Source organism: Kitasatospora sp. NPDC054939, assembly GCF_053610105.1.
In genome coordinates this window covers 1-20876 of record NZ_JBSGXP010000005.1, presented here as the reverse complement: position 1 = coordinate 20876, position 20876 = coordinate 1, and the positions used below count along the sequence as shown (strand labels likewise).

The following is a 20876-nucleotide window of genomic DNA, read 5'->3' as shown; positions in this document are numbered from 1 at the left end:
AGGCAGTTCACAAAGCCTGGAACGAGCGCATCCTATGCCTGTCCACTTGTGATCTGCGACACGCGTGTCACGACGATCTTTGTGATCTGCGACACCTCGCGAATCGCGATGAAAGCGAACATGCCCTGAGTTATCAACACAAGGGAGTCAAATGGTCACAAGCAGTCGCATTCAACTGCGAAGCGGCTGGTCAGGGCCACGCTCCTATATCAACTATGCGCCGCTCAGAGCAAATTTCTGGGCGCCAGGTTGACGTGTTATAGCGGCCTTCGGGGGCTCACTCGGAGGGGTGGCGAACGACGAACGTGCGCTTGACCCTTCGTTCACAAGCGCACAGCGGGAGTTGGTGGACGGCAGGCGTCGGAGGGCGCGTCGGCCCGCGGTACCGGGCTCGCGCGGCCGCGGTGGGGGCCGGGTCGGGGCGGGGCGGGGCGGCGGGTGCCGGGTGGGGGTGCCGGGCGGCTGGTACCGAGGGGGGACGCCGGGCGCCGGGCGGCGGGTGCCGGGGGGGCGGGCGCCGGGCGGCGGGTGCCGGATCTTGGGTGTGGGCCACTGAGTGCCGGAGCGTGCGTGTGGGGCACTGGGTGCGGGGCACTGGGTCGGGGGTGACGGGAGGTAGCCACGGCCACGACTGCCCGACCAGCGGGGCGGTGGCTCACGTACGGTGCCGCGCCGACGCCTGTACCGGCCCAGGGCTGAGCTGCAGGCTCGCGCCGGGCGCCGGACGTCGTACTCCCGGCCATTGGCCCGACGGCCCTGCCGCCCCTCGCTTCCTCGACGCCTCCCTGTTCTTCTCTCCCTACACCTCTCCTCTCTCCCTACTCCCCCTCCCGCACTCCTGGCGGGCGGTCTCCCAGGCCCAGGCGGCGATACCGACCCGGTTGCGCGCGCCGATCTTCCGCTGGATCACAGCCAGGTGATTCTTCACCGTCCCGGCGGTGATGAAGAGTTCGGCTCCGATCTCGGCGTTGGTCGCACCGTCCCCGACGAGTCGGGCGATCTCCACCTCCCGCGCGGTCAGCGACTCGGTCGACACCTCCGCCAGGGTCGCCGCCGGCGCTGCCGTACGCACGGCCCCGGCGGGCGCCGTCCCGATGCCCGACGACCCGGGCGTCCCACTGCTCTCGGGGCCCGGAGGACCGGAGAGCCGACGCAGCAGGCGGACGGTGATCTGCGGACTGATCAACGCATCCCCGGCCACAGCTGCCCGCACCGCCTCCGCCAGCAGGGCAGGGCCCGAGCGCTTCAGCAGGAAGCCCGCCGCACCCGCCCGCAGTGCCGTGTGCACGTACTCGTCGAGGTCGAAGGTGGTCACCACGACCACACGGAACTCCTCGCCCAGGCGCCTGGTCAGCTCCAGGCCGTCCAGCCGCGGCATCCGAATGTCTGCGAGCACCACGTCCGGACGGAGTTGCTCTGCCAGTTCGAGCGCCTCCACACCGTCGGCCGCGTCGCCGACCACCTCTATGTCGGGTTGGGCGTCCAGGATGATCCGGTAGGCGCTGCGGATGGCCTCGTCGTCGTCGGCCAGAAGGACCCTGATGCTCATCGCCCCTCCAGGGACATCGTTGCGGCGACCTGCCAGCCGCCGTCGGCATTCCGTCCGGCAGTGAGCGTTCCGCCCAGCGCCTCCACCCGGGCCGCCAGGCCCGCCAGCCCGCTGCCGCTCCTGCGGGAACTTGTCTTCTGCGGAGCCTTGTTGTCGTCGGTCACGGTCACCTCCAGTTCTCGACCCACGTGTCGTACCCGGATATCCACGGCGCGGGCGCCCGGGGCGTGCCGCCGGATGTTGGTCAGCGCCTCGACCACGATCCGGTACGCCGTGGCCGCCGCCTCCCGCGGTACCTCCTTGCCTGCCGGTGGCGCCTCCAGTCGCACGACCACACGTCCCGATTCGGTGAACCGCTCGGTCAGGGCCGGGAGGTCGCCCAGGCCCGGCTGGGGCCCGCGCCCGGCGCCCCCGTCCTCCTCCTCGCTCCGCAACAGGTGCACGGTGCGGTCGAGTGAGGCCAGGGCCTGCTGCCCGGCGGCCTCTATCCGCTCGAACAGGGCGGCCGCCCGCGCCGGGTCGGAGGCGGCCAGCACCAGGCCGGCCTGCGCCTGCGCGACCATGCCGCTGACGTCGTGCGCCACGAAGTCGTGCAGATCGTGGGCGAGTTCGATGCGCTGCGTGCGCCGGGCGGCGGCCACCGAAGCACGTCGGCCTTCGTCCAGCCGCCGCAGGTAGCGGCCGGCCAGGGCCGCCGGAACCACGAAGGTGGCCCCGAAGCCCACCAGCGTCAGCGCCTCGCCCGGCCCTCCGACGCCCTCGAACCGGGACGGCCAGAGCGCGACCGCGACGCCGCCCGCCAGAGCTGCGGCCGAACCCCGCCATGCCCGTCCACTGCGCACTGCCAGCCCCACGAGCACCAGCAGGGCGGCCAGCTCGACCAGTCCGATGAGGCCCGGTACCCGATCCGCCTCCGTCCAGCGCCCGGCGGCCCAGATGGCAACGGTGACGGCCACCGAGACCAACCCCGTCGTCTCCATCACCGCCTCCGCTCCATAGCGCCGCCGGGCCGGCAGCCCGACCAGAACCACCACCGGCACGGCCAGGGCCGACACCGCCTGCCAGATCACTTCTCCCACAGAACGTCAGCCTACGGACCGTCAGGGGCGTTTCGCGTCTGCCGATCGGCACATCTTTCGAGCGATCCGACCAGCAAGTACCTGCCGATCGGCATCTGTTGCCGGCCTCTCCCGGTGACGACGCTTGAGGCAGTCGGACAGCCGCTCGGGCTTTCCGGGGAGGAGTTCGTCACCATGGCTGCTGTCACCACCGCCACCGCCGGCACCACCGCGGCCGCACCGACCGCGACCGGCCCCGTCGTCCCCGGTGCCTCGGGTGACTCCGGTGCCTCCGGCGACCCGGCCGACCGCCGCCCCGGCGTGGTCCCCCGGGCCTCCGCGGTGCGGGCCGCCCCCCGCTGGGCCGAGGTCACCGCCAAGGCCGCCATCTGGACCACCGTGCCGTCCGGTCTCTGGCGGATCTGCTTCGCCACGGGCGCCACCATGGGCTTCTCCGGCGCGGAACTCGCCTCGCTGCACCAGGACGTCCCGGGCATGGGCTCGGTCTACATGATCTCGCTCAGTCTGCTCGCCGAGGCGCTGGCCCTGCTCACCGTGGGCCTGGTCCGCCCCTGGGGGCAGGTGGTGCCGGCCTGGGTGCCCCTGCTGGGCCGGCGCAGGGTGCGCCCCCTCGCCGCAGTCGTCCCGGCCGCGCTCGGGGCGCTGCTCCTCACCACCCTCGGCATACTCGGCGCGATCGCCTGGAGCAGCCCGGAGAACATGGGCTCGCCCGAGTCTCCCCAGGGCTTCGCCGGGCTGGTCATGACCCTCGCCTACCTGCCGCTGGTGGCCTGGGGCCCGCTACTCGGCCTGGTCACCTTCGACTACGCCCGGCGCACCCTGCGCCGGAGGTGAGCGGGCCGGTGGGCAGCGATGCGCATGAGCGGGACCGCTCCTGCCGTCCGGGGGCTCCGGAGGCTCTGGGAACTCCGGGGGGCCGGGGACGTCCGCCCGACGCCGACGGTCAGGCGGGTACCGACGCCGCGTCCGCCTCCGAATCGGGCTTCGCCGGACCCGACGGGGGCACGGGCCCCGCCGACGCCGGACCCGACCGATCAGCGTCCGACGGCGCCGGATCTGCCGACCAGGGGTCCGCTGCCCCCGGGTTCGCCGACCCCGGGCTCGACGGCGGTTCGCTCGCCGGTGCCGGTGCCGGTGCCGGCACGGGCACGGCCGTCCGGCGGCCCCACTCGGTGCCGACCAGGACGAGGACGCCACCGAGCAGCGCCGACGCTCCGAGGTGGTCACCGGCGAGGGTGATGCCGAAGACGGCGGCCCAGAGCGGTTCGGTGCCCAGCAACAGGCTGACCCGCGACGGGGAGGTGGTACGGACGGCCCACATCTGGACGAGGAAGGCGAACAACGTGCACAGGAGGGCGAGATGGAGCAGCCAGGCCCACTGGGCCGCGTCGAACGAGGCGGCGAGCGTCCACGGCATCGGGCCGGCGAGGGGCGAGATCAGCGCGAACACCACCGTGGCGGTGGCGAGTTGCACCCAGGTGACCGCGAGCGAGTCGGTGTCGCGAATGGCCCGGACGCGGGCCATGGTGAGCACGTGCACCGTTCGGACCACGGCCGCGCCGAGCATCAGCAGATCGCCGGAGGCCGGGGGCCGCAGCCCGCCTCCCCCGGTCAGCAGGGCGACTCCGACCACCGACAGGCCGGCCGCCGCGAGGAACGCCCTGGGCAGGGCGGTACGGGTGAGGGCGCTCTCCGCGAGCGGGGTGAACACCATGGTGAGGCTGATGATCAGGCCGGCGTTGGTGGCCGAGGTGTGGACCGCGCCGTAGGTTTCCAGGAGGAAGATCACGGCGAGTACGAGACCCAGCCCGATGCCGCCCAGCCACTCCTCCCGCCGAAGCCCCCGCAGCGCGCGCCACCCGATCAGTCCGAGCAGCGGCAGGGCCAGCGCGAACCGGAGGACCAGCATCGCCACCACCGTGTCCGGGTCGGCGACCCGCTGCACGGCCAGGAAGGAGGACCCCCAGACCACGGCCACCAGGAGCACGGGCAGATCGCGGACGAATCCGCTGGACGTACGCATGGGTTCACACCCTCCAGGTCCGGGGCGAGCGCACGGCGCGCGGCGCATGTCGGTCGACCCGTGGCAGACGGCCCGTGCGACATCGGACGGAGCGGCGGTATTGCTGAGCGGGGCGCCATCCTTGCGCATCCGGCCCGGTGCGATCAACGGTTTTACCCGTCTACCGGATCGACGACCGGGCATGGATGATGTCGCCATGACAAGCAAGCCGTCCACCACCCACCGGAAGGCCCGTCACATGAAGCGCAGGACCCGTGCGTTGACCATCGTCGCTGCCGCCGCACTTCCGCTCACCGCCGTCGGCACCGGTACCGCCCACGCCGCCGGCGCCGGAGGCTCGGAGGCACCCTCCGCCTCCACCGCCGTGACCTGCAGCTACACCCCCGCGATACCGGCCGACAACTTCAAGGGCATCCCGGTCTTCGACGCCAGGAAGGCCGCCAAGCCCTACAAGGCGACACTGAAGACCACGCAGGGCGCGATCACCTTCCAGGCGCTGACCGACAAGGCTCCGTGCACCACCTTCTCCTTCCGCTTCCTCGCCGAGCGGGACTACTACGACCGCAGCCACTGCCACCGGCTCACCACCCAGCGGATCTTCGTTCTGCAGTGCGGCGACCCGACCGGCACCGGGAGCGGCGGCCCGGGCTACTCGTTCCCCGACGAGAACCTCACCGGCGCCACCTACCCCGCCGGCACGGTCGCCATGGCCAACGCCGGACCCAACACCAACGGCAGCCAGTTCTTCATCGTCTGGAAGGACACCAAGCTCTCCCCCGCCTACACCCCCTTCGGCCGAATCACCGAGGGCATGGACGTCCTGCAGAAGATCGCCGCCGCCGGCCAGGACGACCAGAACAACCCCGGCGACGGATTCCCCAACCTCAAGGTCAAGTTCCGCAATGTGAAGATCAGCACCCGCTGATCCGGCCGACGGCCGGCCGTGCCGCGCTCCCGTACGGTGGGAAGGTCACCGGAGTACCGCAGGCCGTACGGGAGCGAGCGCACATGGACAGCAGGATCTGGGAGAGCGTCGACCACCTGGTCGCCTGGCTGGACGCGGAGAGCACCCTCCCGGCCGACCAGGAGCGGCTGCTGCGCATCCTGAAGCTGTCCGAGGAGGTCGGCGAGGTCGGCCAGGCGGTCATAGGCGCCACCGGGCAGAACCCGCGCAAGGGGGTCACCCACAGCTGGGAGGACGTCCAGCACGAGCTGTGCGATGTCGTCTTCTCGGCGCTGGTCGCCCTGCGCACCCTCACGCCCGACGCGGCCCGGGTGTTCGCCGAGCGCCTCGCCTACGTCGAGCAGCGATCGGCAGCCAGCCGCCAGGCCTGAACCAACGCGGCCCGCCCACCCCGCCGTTGCACCACCCTGCTCGCCGCACCCCGCCCACCTCGGCCGACTCACCTCACCCCGCCCACCTCAGTCGGCTGGCCCGAGCCGGCCCACCCCGCCGCGGCGCCCCGCGGCGCCTCGCATCGCCCCGCCCGTCACCCCCGTACGCGATCCCGCCGAACTCGCCCTCCGGGCCCATTGATTCGATCTGCCTGCGGACGGTTGGATGGGCGCGTGACGAGCCTCGATCAGCCCGCCCGCCGCAGTGCGACCACCTCCGACCGCCGGACCCTGACGGGCTCGGTGGTGCTCGTGACCGACCACGGGGAGCACGAGGGCAGCCGGGCCGTGCTGGCCGAGGCGATCCGCCGGGTCACCGGCGAGGCTCCGGTCTGCCTGGACGCCCGCCGGTTCACCCCGACCGGCGACGGCCTCATCGACCCCGCCGCCCCGGTCACGGGTGCACCGGCGGGCACCGCGCTCGCCCTGGAGGCCGACGGCGTACGGGTCGAGGCCCCGGCGGCGGTCGTCCTGTACGAGATACCGCCCGCCGCACGGCCGGCGCTGGAACCGTTCCAGGCGGCGTTGGCCGCCTCGGGGGTCCCGTGCCTGGGGACGGATGCCGTGGCCTGGCGTGCCGCCGGCGACAAGGAGTTGATGGTCAAGGCGCTGGCGGCGGCCGGGGTTCGCCAGATGCGCTCGGTCTGCCTCGCTCCGGATGCCGACCCGGCTGCGGTCCTCGGCGCCTTCGAGGAGTTGGGCAGCGACGTCTGGGCCCGCCCGGTGTCGGGGATGGGCGGCCAGGACGTCTTCCACGTCACCGCCGCGGACGTCCTCGCCGAGGTGGCCGCCCGCTACGCAGCCGCCGGGGAGCGCTGGCTGCTCACCCGGGACGCCCGCAACTTCGGACCGTCCGGTCTGCGCCACCAGTACCGGGTGGTCGTGCTCCGCGGGCGGGTGATCTGGGTAGCCGAGCACGTCCAGCCCGATCCGGACGCCCCGTGCAACGTCGCCCAGGGCGCCACGTCGACTCCGCTCCACCCCGACGCGCTCCCCGCGCACCTGCACCGGCTGGCGTCCGAGGCGACAGCAGCGGTCGGTCTGCCGTTCGCGGGCGTCGACCTGGCTGCGGAGAGCGGCGGTGTGATCTTCGAGGTGAACGTCCACCCCGCGTTCGGTGCGCCCGGAGCCCTGGAGGGGCTCGCCGTGCCCTACGTCCAGGCGCACGTCGAGCCCCGCCACCGCTGACCGACACCCGCCCCGACCCCTCCGGACCGTCGACCCCGAACACCACTCCCGCCCGAACACCACTCCCGCCCGACCACCAGCCGCGACCACCAGCCGCGCCCCGGCCGTCAGGCCTCCACGATGCGCTCCACCGCGGCCTGCACCAGCGCGTCCCGCTCGGCCTCGGTGAACACCTCCGGCAGGGTGAGCTGCTCGACGATGAGCCAGTTGAGGGCCAGGTAGAGCAGCTTGACGGCGGTGGCGTCGCCGGGGAGGCCGGATTCCAGGTGGTAGCCGACGTTGGCGTCGACGTCCGCGCGAACCCGCTCGGTGAGCACCTTGCGCAGTTCGGGGCGGCGGGTGGCTTCCAGGCGCAGTTCCAGGAGCGCGAGGTAGCCGGTGCGGAAGGAGGAGACCCGGCCGACCAGTTCGTGCATGAGCTCCACGTAGGTCTCCCGGTCACGGTCGGCGGCGCGGTGCCGGGTGATGGTCGCCTCGTCGGGCTGGAGGCGTTCGTAGACGCGGGCGCCGGCCTGGGTGAGCAGGTCGTCCCGGTTGGCGAAGTAGTTGGACGCGGTTCCGGCGGGCACGGCGGCCTCGGTGTCCACCGCCCGGAAGGTCAGACCGCGGGCGCCTTCTCTGGCCAGCACTTCGATCGCGGCATCGACCAGGGCAGCCCGCCGCTCGTCATTCCGTCGCGCCATTGACACCACTCCATCCGTAGTACTAAATTCCTGACCACTTCAGTCAGAGTACTACGGATGGAGTTAATCCGAATGCGAAAGCTCGTCTACTACATCGCCGTCACCCTCGACGGCCGTATCGCCGGCCCCGACGGCGAGTACGGCTTCTTCCCGCAGGGCGACGAGCGGCAGGCCGCCGCGTACGCCGGGTGGACCAATGCGCGGTACCCGGAGACGGTGCCCACCCCGGTGCGGGCAGCCGTCGGCCTGGCCGACGCGCCCAACCGGCAGTTCGACACGGTGGTGATGGGCCTGGGCACCTACCGTCCGGCCCTGGACGCCGGGATCACCAGCCCCTACGCACACCTGCGCCAGTACGTGGTGTCCAGCACCCTCGCGCCCGACCACGACCCGGCGGTCACGGTGATCGCGGCAGATCCGCTCACGGCCGTCCGCGCGCTCAAGCAGGAGGAGGGCGGGCTGGACATCTGGCTCTGCGGCGGCGGGCGCCTCGCCGGCACACTGCTGCCCGAGATCGACGAACTGATCGTCAAGAGCTACCCGGTCGTCGCGGGCTCCGGCATCCCGGCGTTCGACGGCGGTTTCGACCCGACGGTCTTCGCGGTCGCCGAGCGCACCGCGTTCGCGAACGACGTCACCCTCACCCGCCTCTTCCGACGGTGAGGGCGGATGAGGGCGGATGAGGGCGGATGGGGCCGGACGGTAGCCGACAGGGCAGGCGGGAGCCGGTGCAGAAGGGCGAAGAAGGGTGACGAAGGGCGGAGAAGGACGCAGGCCGAGGCCCCCGGACGAGCCGCCGCAGCGCGCAGGAAGTCGGCCGGGCGGGCGTCAGGCGTTCGGGGCGACCTTCGCCAGGCCGTTGATGATGCGGTCCATGGCGTCGCCGCCCTGCGGGTCGGTCAGGTTCGCCAGCATCTTGAGGACGAAGCGCATCAGCATCGGGTGGGTCAGGCCGCGCTGGGTGGCGAGCTGCATCACCTTCGGGTTGCCGATGAGCTTCACGAAGCCCCGGCCGAGGGTGTAGTAGCCGCCGTAGACGTCCTTGAGGATGCTCGGGTAGGCGTGGAGCGCACGCTCCCGGCCCGCCTCCGTCACCCGCGCGTGGGCCTGGACGATGACGCCGGCCGCGATCTGGCCGGATTCCATCGCATAGGCGATGCCCTCGCCGTTGAACGGGTTGACCATGCCGCCCGCGTCGCCGACCAGCAGCAGGCCGCGGGTGTAGTGCGGCTGGCGGTTGAAGGCCATCGGCAGGGCCGCGCCGCGGATCGGGTCGGTCATGTTCTCCGGCGTGTAGCCCCACTCCTCGGGCATGCCGGCGCACCAGGCCTTCAGCACCTCGCGCCAGTCCAGCTCGCCGAAGGCCGGGGAGGAGTTGAGGATGCCGAGGCCGACGTTGGAGGTGCCGTCGCCCATGCCGAAGATCCAGCCGTAGCCGGGCAGCAGCTTCCGCTGACCGCCACGGGTGTCCCAGAGCTCCAGCCAGGACTCCAGGTAGTCGTCGTCGTGGCGGGGCGAGGTGAAGTACGTCCGGTAGGCGACGCCCATCGGGCGGTCCTCGCGGCGGTGCAGGCCCATCGACAGCGAGAGCCGGGTGGAGTTGCCGTCGGCGGCGACGACGAGCGGGGCGCGGAAGGTGACCGCGCGCTTCTCGTCGCCGAGCTTGGCGGTCACCCCGACGATCCGGCCGGTCCGGTCGTCCAGCACCGGGCCGCTGACGTTGCAGCGCTCGTACAGCCGGGCACCGGCCTTCTCCGCCTGACGGGCCAGCAGCTCGTCGAAGTCGGCGCGCTTGCGCACCAGGCCGTAGTCGGGGAACGCCGACAGCTCGGGCCAGTCGAGCTCCAGCCGGACGCCGCCGCCGATGATGCGCAGACCCTTGTTGTGCAGCCAGCCGTTCTCGGTCGAGACGTCGATGCCCATGTCGACCAGCTGCTTGGTGGCGCGCGGGGTGAGGCCGTCGCCGCACACCTTCTCGCGCGGGAACGAGGTCTTCTCCAGCAGCAGCACGTCCAGCCCGGCCTGGGCCAGGTAGTACGCGGTGGTGGCACCCGCCGGGCCGGCACCGACCACGATGACGTCGGCGGTGCTCTCGACGGCCCCTGCGCTCAGGTCGACTGCGGTCTCGGACACGGTGGGCACACTCCTGCTGCGGGTCGGCTGGGCTTGGACGAGTCTACGAGGTGCTTACCGGCGGTCGGGCGCGACTCGGGCGCCCGCCGCACCCGGGACGTCGGGTCGACGGTTCGGCGGCCCCGGGGCATCCCGAAGGCGCACCCCGGAGGCGAACGGCGAAGGCCCACCCTGCAGGCGCACCCCGGAGGCACACCACGAAGGGCCCGCCCGACCGCCCGACCGGCCCGGCCGCGGGCGGTCAGACCTTGTACGCGCGGTGCAGCGCGACGATGCCGCCGGTGAGGTTGCGCCAGGCCACCTTCGACCAGCCGGCCTCCTGCAGCTTCGCGGCGAGGGCGGGCTGGTCCGGCCACTCGCGGATCGACTCGGCGAGGTAGACGTACGCGTCCGGGTTGCTGCTGACGGCGGTGGCCACGGGGGGCAGCGCGCGCATCAGGTACTCGGTGTAGACCGTGCGGAACGGCGTCCAGGTCGGGGTGGAGAACTCGCAGATCACCAGCTTGCCGCCGGGCTTGGTGACGCGCAGCATCTCGCGCAGTCCGGCGTCGGTGTCGTGCACGTTCCGCAGTGCGAAGGAGATCGTCACCGCGTCGAAGGTGCCGTCGGCGAACGGGAGCCGGGTGGCGTCGCCCGCGGTGAGCGGCAGCTCGGGGTGGCGGCGCTTGCCCTCCGCCAGCATGCCGACCGAGAAGTCGCACGGCACGACCTGCGCGCCGGCCTCCGCGAAAGGCAGCGACGAGGTGCCGGTGCCGGCGCCGAGGTCGAGCACCAGATCGCCCGGCCCGGCGGCCACCGCTTCGGCCACCGCCCGCCGCCAGGCCCGGGCCTGGCCGAGGGAGAGCACATCGTTGGTGCGGTCGTACTTCTCCGCGACGTCGTCGAACATGGCGGCGACTTCCTGCGGCTGCTTGTCCAGAGAGGCTCGGGTCACGCCCCCATTCTTCACCCTCACCCCGCGCCCCGGACCAAGGGGGCACACGGGCCGACCCGGCGACGTGTCCGACCTGCCCCGGCGATACCCCTACCGACCCCGGCCGGCCCCGCCGACCGGCCCCGCCCCCGGAGCGGCCCGTCAGCGGGCAGCCGCCGGTGCGCAGCCGTCAGTGCGCGGCCCGGCGCCCGGTGGAGCGGCGCTTGCGGCGGGAGCGCTTGCCGTGGGTTATCGCGGGCATCCCGTCGGCGAGGGCGCCGGTGGCGAGGGCGACGGTGCTGGCGATCCGGCCGTGCTGGCCCATCCGGAAGGCGACGGCCCGGCGGTGGCGGCGGATCCGCAGGACGCAGATCAGGAAGAGCGCCACGGCGATCGGTACGGCGATCCGGGCGAGCCCGATGCCGACCGGCTGCGGGTAGGTGTCGCCGCAGACGCGGACGGCCCCGGCGTCGTCGGCCGCGTGCTCCAGGCAGACGGCGTCGCCGATCCGGGCGTGCGCGGCCAGCGGCAGGGCGGCGGCGGTGTGCGCGACGCCGGCGGCCCGGTAGCTGACGGTGCTGTAGGAACCGCTGCCGCCGGGCAGCTGGGTGACCACGCCCTCGACTCTCACCGGGTGGGCGGCGATCCGGTCGGCCTGCTCGGCCTGGCGCCAGCCGAGCAGGCACATGCCGACGGCGAAGACCGCACTGAGCACGGCGGCGAGGTACCAACCACGGCCCAACCGCGGGGAGCGCGGCGGGTGGACGGTCGCGGGTCGCATGGTTCCTGTCCTGGCTTGCACGTCGGGGCCTGGGACGGGGCCCCGCCGCCCGCGGGCACGGGCGGAGGTGTTGGTGAGGGTACGGATGGGTGAGCTGTCCGGGATCGTATCCGCTGGCGGGCCCTCAGGTCACGGCGAAGGGGGAATCAGCCGCTCTGACGCGCAACCGAGTTCGGGCGCACACGAAGCACGGGCGCGGGGTCGTACGGGAATCCGGCTACCTGTCAGTACATTCGACGGCGGTACGCACCGCCCGCCCCGGATCAGCGCCGCCGGTACACCAACCGCCCGGCCAGCACCGTGGCCAGGCACGCGCCGGGGGCGCCGTCGCGCAGCGCGAGGACGGCGAAGTCGGCCCGTCCGCCGACGGCCAGCCGGCCGTGCACGGCCTCGGCGAGCGGCAGGGCGGCGAGCGGGTCCAACGGGCCCGCACCGGGCGCGGCTCCGGAACCCCCCACCGCCGGAAGGCCCCCGGGCAGTCCGCCGGACGCGCCCTCGGAGGGGTCTCCGGACGGGCCCCCGGGCAGACCCCCGGACAAGCCCCCCGACAGGACGTGCAGCCCCGAGCGGGCCACGGCGGTCCGTACCGCGGCGCGGTCGAACGGGCCGACCACCGCCGTCACTCCGTACCCGAGCATCCGCTGCAGCCCGCGCCGGGCGCTCGCCCCGCAGCGCACGTCATCGGCGCCGCCCCCCTCGGCGCCCGCGGCGAGGCCGCCCGGCACCGGCTCGCTGCCGATCCCCTCGCGCGGGTCCGGGTGGTACGCGTCCTCCAGCAGCCACCGCCCGTACGGGTTGCGCAGCCCGGGGACGAGCAGCGCCTCGCCCCAGCCGCGCACCCGGGCCGCGGGGTGGGCGGCGGCCAGTTCGGCGTACGGGCCGAGCGCGGCGATCCGCTCGCCCTGCACCACCACCGCCCCGTCCGACACCGAGACCACCGAGGGCACCGAGGGCACCGACGCCACCGAGGGCCCAGAGAGCACGGAGAGCACGGCCCCGCCGGACGCGGCGGGGTCCGGCAGCAGCAGGGCGGCCCGGTGCAGGGTCAGCACGGCGGCGGTCAGCGGCGGTGGTCGGTGGCGGTCGTCGGCGGCGTCGCTCAGTTGTTGTCGAGGATCTTCAGCTCCGGGTGCGCGGTGCCGCCCTCGATCGCCGTGGAGGCGATGTGCGAGGCGACGCGCGGGTCGACCGGGTCGTTCGCCGGGTCGTCCAGCACCCGCAGGTGCTGGTAGGTGGTGGAGCGCTGGGCCGGGACGCGGTCGGCGGCCCGGATCAGGTGGATCAGCTCGGTGAGGTTGGAGCGGTGCTTGGCGCCGGCCATGGAGACGACGTTCTCCTCCAGCATGACCGAGCCCAGGTCGTCGGCGCCGTAGTGCAGCGACAGCTGGCCGGCCTCCTTGCCGGTGGTCAGCCAGGAGCCCTGGATGTGGGCGACGTTGTCGAGGAAGAGCCGGGCGACGGCGATCATCCGCAGGTACTCGAAGACGGTCGCCTGGGTCGAGCCCTTGAGGTGGTTGTTCTGCGGCTGGTACGTGTACGGGATGAAAGCGCGGAAGCCGCCGGTGCGGTCCTGCACGTCGCGGATCATCCGCAGGTGCTCGATGCGCTCGGCGTTGGTCTCGCCGGTGCCCATCAGCATGGTGGAGGTGGACTCGACGCCCAGGCCGTGGGCGGCCTCCATGATCTCCAGCCAGCGCTCGCCGGACTCCTTGAGCGGGGCGATCGCCTTGCGAGGGCGGGCGGGGAGCAGCTCGGCGCCGGCGCCGGCGAAGGAGTCCAGGCCCGCCTTGTGGATGCGGGTGATGGCCTCCTCGATCGACACCTTGGAGATCTTCGCCATGTGCTCGACCTCGGAGGCGCCGAGCGAGTGGATCACCAGCTGGGGGAAGTCCGCCTTGATCGCGGAGAACGCCCGCTCGTAGTACTCGACGCCGTAGTCCGGGTGGTGGCCGCCCTGGAACATGACCTGGGTGCCGCCCAGCTCGACGGTCTCGGCGCAGCGGCGCAGGATCTCGTCGAGGTCGCGGGACCAGCCCTTGTCGCTCTTCGGCGGCACGTAGAAGGCGCAGAACTTGCACGCCGTCACACAGACGTTGGTGTAGTTGATGTTCCGCTCGATGATGTACGTCGCGATGTGCTCGACGCCCGCGTAGCGGCGGCGGCGCACCGCGTCGGCGGCGGAGCCGAGCGCGTGCAGCGGCGCCGAGCGGTAGAGCTCCAGCGCCTCCTCGGGGGTGATCCGGCCCCCGCCTGCGGCGCGGTCGAGGACGGCCTGCAGGTCGGTGCTGGGCGCATCGAGGGTGGTCGCTGCGAGCTCGGACACCTGACGGCCTTCTCTCTCTCGGGGTGCTGCGTTCGGTACTGCTCCGCGTACGGCTGCAGCGCCTGCCGTGTGCCGCTCCGGCGGGCGTGGCAGTGCTGCCGGTTCAGCCTACGCCAGGGGTTGCGTGGGTCCGCGTCAGCCCACTTTGCTCAGCGTTCCGGTCGGGTTGCCGGCGAGCGGGTCGATCGAGCTGAAGCGGATCGTGCCGTCCTTCTGGAGGGCCAGCCGTTCCTCGTTGGAGCCGCCGGTGCAGACGCCCGCGATCGAGGAGGCGGTCAGCCGGGAGGTGAACACCAGCTCGGTGTCGGTGGCCGATCTGAGCGTCCAGGCGCCCTGGCAGGTGATCTCGATGGGGAGGCCGACGGACTGGTTGCGGCTGGTGGTGTTCTCCTGGCCGACGGTGGCGGCGCCGATCACCACGGTCGTGGTGCCGCCCGGGTTGCCGCTCTGGGTGGTCATGGTGCCGCGCCAGGTGCCGAGGAAGGCGGCGGGGACGGTGCCGGACCCGCCGGTCGGGGTGCCCCCGGTCGTCCCGGTGGCCGTGCCCCCGGTGGCCGTGCCTGCGGTGGCCGTGCCTCCGGCGGTCGGGCTGCCGGTGCCGGCCGGCGGGGCGGCGGTGTACGTCCCGCCGGTGTCCCGGGCCTCGTCGTGCCGCCCGTCCGGGCCCAGCCAGGCGTACAGGCCCCAGCCGCCGAGTCCTAGCACCGCCGCCGCCAGCACAGCGGCCACCGCGGCCCGGGTACGGCCGGCCCGGCGGCCGGTCGGGGCGGTCCGCACGTCCACGGGCCCGGTCGCCGCACCGTTCGCACCCACCGGCCCGAACGCGCCGGAACCCGATCCCGACGCACCCGCCCCCGACGCACCCGAGCCCGACGCCGCGTCAGGCCCGGGCCCCGACCGGGCCGCCGCCACCCGCTCGGTCGTCCCGGGCCCGAACCCACCCCCGGTCGAACCCTCCGGCCCCCCTGCCCCGACCCCGAATCCGCCGGCACCCGGCCAGGAAGCCCCACCTGCCCCCGGCCAGGAACCCGCCCCCGGGCCTGCCCCCGCCTCCGCCTCCAGGTCCAGCAGCTCCACCGCACTGCGCCCGACCGCCGCCGCCAGCGCCGGCGGCAGCCAGCCGCCCTGGGCGCCGAGCAGGGCGGCGACCGAGCCGTCCGGGTCGAGCAGGTCGCTCAGCCGGGCAGGGGTGGGCCGGTCGGCCGGGTCCTTGGCCAGGCACTCCCGGACGATGCCGCGCAGCGGCCCGCCGACTCCGGACAGGTCGGGTTCCTCGTGCAGCACCCGGTAGAGGAGGACGGCCGCGCCGAGCCCCTCGCCGAAGGGCTGCACCCCGCCGGCGGCGTGGGCGAGCACGGCGCCGAGCGAGAAGACGTCACTGGGCGGTCCTGCGGTCCGGCCCTGGGCCTGTTCCGGCGACATGAAGCCGGGCGAGCCGACGACGTACCCCGAACGGGTGAGCGCGCTGGTGACGTCGAGGGCGCGGGTGATGCCGAAGTCGATCAGCCGGGGGCCGTCGAGGGTGAGCAGGACGTTGGACGGCTTGACGTCGCGGTGGACCAGCCCCAGTCCGTGGACGTGTTCCAGGGCCTGCGCGAGCCCGATACCGAGGGCCCGGACGGCCGGCTCGGGCAGCGGTCCGAAGGTCTGGACGGCGGCGCCGAGCGCGGGTCCGGCCACGTAGCCGGTGGCGACCCAGGGGTGGGGGCCCTCGGTGTCGGCGTCGAGGACGGGTGCCGTCCAGGCGCCGCCGACCCGGCGGGCCGCGGCGACCTCCTGGCGGAACCGGGCGCGGAATTCGGGGTCCTCGGCGAGTTCGCCGCGGACGACCTTGACGGCCACCGTGCGGCCCCCGGCCGTCCGCCCCAGGTAGACCCGGCCCATGCCGCCCGCGCCGAGCCGCCGCAGCAGCCGGTAGCCGCCCACCTGACGCGGGTCGTCCGACTCCAGTGCCTGCATGCCCGCCTGCTCCCCTCGACCGCTGCCCCGGCCGCCCGCCGCCGCCGGGCGCCGTGCCCCGCGGTGGCGCGTCCGGCCCCGGGTGCCGACCGTACCGGCAGGACGGCCCGTCAGAGGACGACGGCGGGCTCCAGCAGCCGAACGGTGACATCGGGGGCGAAGCCGCTGTCGTGCGCCACCCGGCGGGCGAACTCCGCGATGCCGGTCAGCTGCCGCTCGCCGAGCGAGAAGTCCAGCGCCTCGCTGAAGTAGCGCTCCAGCACGTCGGCGTCGAAGGCCTCCCAGCGCGCGGCCTGCCGGGCGACCAGTCCGGCCTCGGTGAGCGAGAGGTCGCGGGACTCCAGGAAGGCCCGGTGGACGGCGGCGGTCAGGTCGGGCCGGCGCTCGGCGAAGTCCCGGCGGGCGGCCCAGACGGCGAAGACGAACGGCAGCCCGGTCCACTCCTTCCACATCGCACCGAGGTCGTGCACGGCCAGTCCCTGTGAGGGGGCCTGCTCCAGCGAGGCCCGCAGCGCGGGGTCGCCGATCAGCACGGCGGCGTCGGCGCGGGCGAGCATCGCGTCCAGGTCGGGTGGGCAGCCGAAGTACTCGGGCCGGACCCCTTCGCGCTCCTCCAGCAGCAGGCGGGCGAGCCGGACGGACGTGCGGCTGGTGGAGCCGAGTGCGACCGGGCGGCCGTCGAGCTCGGCGAGCGGGACCTTGCTGACGATCACGCAGGACATCACCGGGCCGTCGCTGCCCACCGCGATGTCGGGCAGGACGAGCAGTTCGTCCGCGTGCCGCAGGTACTCCACGCAGGTGATCGGGCCGATGTCGAGAGATCCGCCGACCAGCTGGTCGCTCAACTTCTCCGGGGTGTCCTTGGTGAGATCGAGATCGAGCAGATTGCCCGTCCTGGCGAGGCCCCAGTAGAGGGGTACGCAGTTCAGGAACTGAATATGCCCGACCCTCGGCCTGACCGGGGTGTTCCCGAGCCCGCGGCCCGGCTCCCGGCCGGTCGTCTCCCGCACCGCCACCGTGCGCTCCCTTGCTGTTCGTACGCCTTCCCGCAGGGTATGCCTCCGGTTTCGGCAGGCCCGCACCGGCCTTGCGACACGCCCCGGGAGGGCCTTCCGGAGGGCTCTCCGGGGGCCTTACGACACACCTGTACGGACCGCTGGTGACCCCTGGTCGTGACAGCGCACGCATGCTAGCGTTGCCCTCAGTTGCAGTTTGATTCCCCTTGCAGTACTTGAAGCCTGCGGAGCATGTAACCGCGGGCTTTTTGTAGTTTTTCAGCAATATCGAAAAACTCCGGGCTCGTCCGGAGGCAGGGCGATCAGCGCAGCGGACCGGGTGCCACACGGTGTGGTGCCCGACACGTCCCTCGCAAGGAGAACGGCATGGCTCAGGGAACCGTCAAGTGGTTCAACGCTGAGAAGGGCTTCGGCTTCATCGCCCAGGAGGGCGGCGGCCCCGACGTCTTCGTCCACTACTCCGCCATCAACGCGAGCGGTTTCCGCTCGCTGGAGGAGAACCAGGCGGTCAGCTTCGACGTCACCCAGGGCCCGAAGGGCCCGCAGGCGGAGAACGTCACCGCTATCTGATCATCCTCTGATGACCTGATCGCTCGGGACCCCGCGGGTCCGCCGGCGACCCCCAACGGGCCGCCTCAGGAGCACAAACAGCAGTACCCAAGGGGGCTCGCCAATCGCGGCGGGCCCCCTGCCTCGTACCCGCCCTCCCCCGCACGACGCAGCCCGCCCCCTGCGAAACGGGCGCAGGGGGCGGGCGGTCGGTGGGGCGGGGCGGCGGCCGTCAGGCGGTGGCCACGGCCTTGCCGTCGGCCTGGGCGGGGATGACGGCGGCGGGCTCGACGTCGTCCAGCAGGTCGCCCTTGGGGCTGTTGTAGGCGGCCAGGTCGAGGGTCTTCTCCCGGGCGGCGACCACGACCGGGACGACCGCTTGGCCGGCCACGTTGGTCGCGGTGCGGATCATGTCCAGGATCGGGTCGATCGCCAGCAGCAGGCCGACGCCCTCCAGCGGCAGGCCCAGGGTGGACAGGGTCAGCGTCAGCATCACGATCGCGCCGGTGAGACCGGCCGTGGCGGCCGAGCCGATGACCGAGACGAAGGCGATCAGCAGGTAGTCCTTGATGCCCAGCTGGATGCCGTACACCTGGGCGACGAAGATCGCGGCCAGGGCCGGGTAGATCGCCGCGCAGCCGTCCATCTTGGTGGTCGCGCCGAACGGGACGGCGAAGGAGGCGTACTCCTTCGGGACGCCGAGGCGCTCGGTGACCCGGCGGGTGACCGGCAGGGTGCCGACCGAGGAGCGGGAGACGAAGGCCAGCTGGATGGCGGGCCAGGCGCCCTTGAAGAAGTGCAGCGGGTTGAGTCCGGCGGCGAACCTCAGCAGCAGCGAGTAGACGCCGAACAGCACCAGCGCGCAGCCGACGTAGATGTCGACGGTCAGGACCGCGAACGGCTCCAGGAGGTCCCAGCCGTACTTGGCGACGGACTTGCCGATCAGGCCGAGGGTGCCGAGCGGGGAGAGCCGGATGACCCACCAGAGCGCGGTCTGCACCAGCTCCAGCACGGACTCGCTGAGCTTGAGGACCGGCTCGGCCTTGGCGCCGAGCTTGAGGATCGCCGCGCCGGCCACGATCGCCAGGAAGACGATCTGCAGGACCTCGACCTCGGTGAAGGCCGTGACGATGTTGGTCGGGAAGAGGCCGGTCAGGAAGTCGATCCAGCTGCCGGTGGTCTTCGGCGCCTTGAGGCCCTCGGTCTTGAGGTCGGTGCCCTCGCCGGGGTTGGTCAGCAGGCCGAGGCCGAGGCCGATGGCGACGGCGATCAGCGAGGTGATCAGGAACCAGAGCAGCGTCCGGGCGGCCAGGCGGGCCGCGTTGGTGACGTTGCGGAGGTTGGCCACGCTCACCAGGATCGCGGTGAAGACCAGTGGCGGGACGGCGAGCTTCAGCAGCTGGACGAAGATCTTGCCGATCGTCTCCAGGGTGGTGGCCAGCCAGGAGATCTCGGCGGTCCGGGCGATGTAGCCGAGCAGGACGCCGAGCACGAGGCCGGCGACGATCTGCGCCCAGAACGGGGTCCGGCGGATTCTGGCGAGCACGGAGGGCGACGTGGTCGCCTCGGGCGCTGTGGACATGACGGTGCGGCTCCGGGGAGTGCGTCAGGAAGACAGGGGTGACGGGCGGGGCGGCGGCACGGCGCCGGGGGCGGACGGGGAGATCCGGACCCGGGGGATCAGGGGCGTGCCGCCCGCATACAGCTCATCGCGCGACAGGGCCGCGGGCCGTCCACAGCACCCGGCAGACGGCACGCGCGGGCGGTCGCGGGCATCGAGCCCGGGCCGTTCTTCCGCGGTGCGCCTGAGGTGGTCATGGCCGATACGTTAGCAGTAAAGGTTTGAGATGTTCAAAGTAGTTGTTTGAGTTCCGGCCAACCCCAATGGCCACTCCGACCACGAACGAAGCTGACGCCCCATCAGTTCTGCCGCCGGCGCCGATTGACCGGCATCCAGTTATACGTATAACTTGAAGAGGCAACCACAAGGCCGCACGAAGAGCACCCCACAGAAACCGGAGGCCCCCGCCCATGGGCTACGTCGCCCTGCTCCGCGCCCCGAACGTCGGCCGACTGCTCTTCGGCACGCTGCTCGGCCGCCTCCCGGCCGGCATGACCGCCCTGGTGATCGCACTCGCCCTGCGCGAGGCCGGGGCCCCGTACAGCCGGATCGGGCTGGCCACCGGCGCGTACGCGATCTCGGCGGCGATCGGCGGCCCGGTGCTCGGGCGGATCGTCGACCGCACCGGTCAGCCCCGGGTGCTGATCGCCTCCGCCGTCGTCGCCGGGGCGGGGTACGCACTGCTCGCCCTCGCCCCCGGCTCGGTCCTGGCCGCCCCGGTCGGCGCGGCGATCGCCGGACTGGCGATGCCGCCGCTGGAGCCCTGCCTGCGCTCGCTCTGGCCGGACGTCGTCGACGAGGAGCAGCTCGACACCGCCTACGCCTTCGACTCCGCCTCGCAGCAGATCCTCTACGTGGCCGGACCTCTCGCGGTCGCCGGGATCGCCGGGCTGGCGAGCCCGGTCGCCGCCCTCTGGGTGGCCGCGGCCCTCGGCCTCGCCGGGGCACTGGTGGTAGCCACCACCGCTCCGGCCCGCGCCTGGCAGGCGCCGGCGCGCGAGCACTCCGCCGGACTGCTCGGCCCGCTGCGCTCCCCCGGCCTGGTGCTGCTGCTGATCGGCCTCGCCGGGGCCGGCTGGGCGGTCGGCGCGCAGAACGTGCTCTTCATCGCGTACGCCGACCACCACGCGGGCGCCCTGCCCGGCGGCGCCGGCACCCTGCTCGCGCTCGCCGCCCTGGGCGGGCTGCTCGGGGCGCTGGCGTACGGCGCGGTGCAGTGGCGCAGCAGCACGGCGACCCGCACCTGGGTGATGGCGCTCGTCATGGCGCTCTCCTACCTTCCGCTGCTCCTGGTGCCCGGCCCGTACCCGATGGCGGTGCTGGCCTTCGTCTCCGGGGTGGCGCTGGCCCCGCTGCTGGCGGCGGCGTTCGTGCTGGTCGCCGAGCTGGCGCCGGTCGGCACGGTGACGGAGGCGTTCGCCTGGCTGGTGACGCTGTTCGCGACCGGCAACTCGCTGGGCTACGCGGTCTCCGGGGTGCTCGCGGAGGAGTCGCTGCGCTCGGTGGCGCTCTGCGCGGTGGGCGGGATCGCCCTAGGCGGGCTGCTGCTGTTCGGCTCGCGCCGGTGGTTCCGGTCCGCCCCGGTGCTGCCGGTGGCCGCGCCGATGGCGGCGGTGCCGGTGGCCTGACCGCCGCGCCGCGCCGACGCCGAGCCCCCGCCGACC

General features: G+C 73.1%; 19 protein-coding genes. 7 read left to right on the top strand and 12 right to left on the bottom strand.

Annotation, left to right across the window (positions count from 1 at the left end):
- Positions 1–799 precede the first annotated feature (799 nt).
- The gene (locus tag ACWGB8_RS02895) at positions 800–1549 is read right to left on the bottom strand and encodes a response regulator (protein WP_452209604.1); all 750 of its coding nucleotides are present in this window, start codon (positions 1547–1549) and stop codon (positions 800–802) included.
- Complete coding sequence (locus ACWGB8_RS02890; RefSeq protein ID WP_452209602.1) at positions 1546–2628, bottom strand: sensor histidine kinase; 1083 nt, start codon at positions 2626–2628, stop codon at positions 1546–1548. The genes ACWGB8_RS02895 and ACWGB8_RS02890 overlap by 4 nt, the downstream gene beginning before the upstream one ends.
- Before the next feature lie 174 nt (positions 2629–2802).
- Between ACWGB8_RS02890 and ACWGB8_RS02885 the strand changes: the two genes are divergently transcribed.
- Positions 2803–3462: a hypothetical protein gene (locus ACWGB8_RS02885; RefSeq protein WP_452209601.1), complete on the top strand. Its 660-nt coding sequence runs from the start codon at positions 2803–2805 to the stop codon at positions 3460–3462.
- A gap of 109 nt (positions 3463–3571) precedes the next feature.
- On the opposite strand, the gene ACWGB8_RS02880 is transcribed toward ACWGB8_RS02885, so the two are convergent.
- Positions 3572–4651 carry a DMT family transporter gene (locus ACWGB8_RS02880; protein ID WP_452209599.1) on the bottom strand — a complete coding sequence of 360 codons (1080 nt, stop codon included), beginning with the start codon at positions 4649–4651 and terminating at the stop codon, positions 3572–3574.
- A 196-nt stretch (positions 4652–4847) separates the two neighbouring features.
- Between ACWGB8_RS02880 and ACWGB8_RS02875 the strand changes: the two genes are divergently transcribed.
- The 3 genes from ACWGB8_RS02875 (at position 4848) to ACWGB8_RS02865 (ending at position 7234) form a co-directional block, all read left to right on the top strand.
- Positions 4848–5576 (top strand): peptidylprolyl isomerase, encoded by a 729-nt coding sequence (locus tag ACWGB8_RS02875; protein WP_452209597.1) that lies wholly within the window; start codon positions 4848–4850, stop codon positions 5574–5576.
- 83 nt (positions 5577–5659) lie between these two features.
- Entirely contained in the window at positions 5660–5986 is a 327-nt protein-coding gene (locus tag ACWGB8_RS02870; protein WP_452209595.1) for a MazG-like family protein, read from the top strand.
- Positions 5987–6220: 234 nt separating this feature from the next.
- A complete protein-coding gene (locus tag ACWGB8_RS02865) occupies positions 6221–7234 on the top strand; it encodes an ATP-grasp domain-containing protein (RefSeq protein ID WP_452209593.1) in 1014 nt (337 codons plus the stop codon).
- Positions 7235–7341: 107 nt separating this feature from the next.
- Here ACWGB8_RS02865 and ACWGB8_RS02860 read toward each other — a convergent pair whose 3' ends face one another.
- Positions 7342–7917, bottom strand: a complete 576-nt coding sequence (locus tag ACWGB8_RS02860; RefSeq protein WP_452209591.1) for a TetR/AcrR family transcriptional regulator — start codon at positions 7915–7917, stop codon at positions 7342–7344.
- A gap of 72 nt (positions 7918–7989) precedes the next feature.
- On the opposite strand from ACWGB8_RS02860, the gene ACWGB8_RS02855 reads away from it, so the two are divergent.
- Positions 7990–8580, top strand: a complete 591-nt coding sequence (locus tag ACWGB8_RS02855; RefSeq protein WP_452209590.1) for a dihydrofolate reductase family protein — start codon at positions 7990–7992, stop codon at positions 8578–8580.
- 165 nt (positions 8581–8745) lie between these two features.
- Here the strand turns inward: ACWGB8_RS02855 and ACWGB8_RS02850 are convergent, their stop codons facing one another.
- The 7 genes from ACWGB8_RS02850 to ACWGB8_RS02820 form a co-directional block, all read right to left on the bottom strand.
- Positions 8746–10029: a geranylgeranyl reductase family protein gene (locus ACWGB8_RS02850; RefSeq protein WP_452209748.1), complete on the bottom strand. Its 1284-nt coding sequence runs from the start codon at positions 10027–10029 to the stop codon at positions 8746–8748.
- A gap of 262 nt (positions 10030–10291) precedes the next feature.
- Entirely contained in the window at positions 10292–10984 is a 693-nt protein-coding gene (locus tag ACWGB8_RS02845; protein WP_452209588.1) for a demethylmenaquinone methyltransferase, read from the bottom strand.
- A 169-nt stretch (positions 10985–11153) separates the two neighbouring features.
- Positions 11154–11744, bottom strand: a complete 591-nt coding sequence (locus ACWGB8_RS02840; protein WP_452209586.1) for a hypothetical protein — start codon at positions 11742–11744, stop codon at positions 11154–11156.
- Positions 11745–12007: 263 nt separating this feature from the next.
- A complete protein-coding gene (locus tag ACWGB8_RS02835; protein ID WP_452209585.1) occupies positions 12008–12796 on the bottom strand; it encodes an imidazolonepropionase-like domain-containing protein in 789 nt (262 codons plus the stop codon).
- A gap of 47 nt (positions 12797–12843) precedes the next feature.
- A complete protein-coding gene (mqnC, locus tag ACWGB8_RS02830) occupies positions 12844–14067 on the bottom strand; it encodes a cyclic dehypoxanthinyl futalosine synthase (protein WP_452209583.1) in 1224 nt (407 codons plus the stop codon).
- A gap of 135 nt (positions 14068–14202) precedes the next feature.
- Positions 14203–16026: a serine/threonine-protein kinase gene (locus ACWGB8_RS02825; RefSeq protein WP_452209581.1), complete on the bottom strand. Its 1824-nt coding sequence runs from the start codon at positions 16024–16026 to the stop codon at positions 14203–14205.
- A 110-nt stretch (positions 16027–16136) separates the two neighbouring features.
- Complete coding sequence (locus ACWGB8_RS02820; protein ID WP_452209579.1) at positions 16137–17042, bottom strand: menaquinone biosynthetic enzyme MqnA/MqnD family protein; 906 nt, start codon at positions 17040–17042, stop codon at positions 16137–16139.
- 366 nt (positions 17043–17408) lie between these two features.
- Between ACWGB8_RS02820 and ACWGB8_RS02815 the strand changes: the two genes are divergently transcribed.
- On the top strand, positions 17409–17612 hold the full coding sequence (locus ACWGB8_RS02815) for a cold-shock protein (RefSeq protein WP_452209577.1): 204 nt from the start codon (positions 17409–17411) through the stop codon (positions 17610–17612).
- A 211-nt stretch (positions 17613–17823) separates the two neighbouring features.
- Here ACWGB8_RS02815 and ACWGB8_RS02810 read toward each other — a convergent pair whose 3' ends face one another.
- Positions 17824–19173 (bottom strand): dicarboxylate/amino acid:cation symporter, encoded by a 1350-nt coding sequence (locus ACWGB8_RS02810; protein ID WP_452209575.1) that lies wholly within the window; start codon positions 19171–19173, stop codon positions 17824–17826.
- A 449-nt stretch (positions 19174–19622) separates the two neighbouring features.
- On the opposite strand from ACWGB8_RS02810, the gene ACWGB8_RS02805 reads away from it, so the two are divergent.
- Positions 19623–20840 (top strand): MFS transporter, encoded by a 1218-nt coding sequence (locus ACWGB8_RS02805; RefSeq protein ID WP_452209573.1) that lies wholly within the window; start codon positions 19623–19625, stop codon positions 20838–20840.
- The last annotated feature ends 36 nt before the right edge of the window (positions 20841–20876 follow it).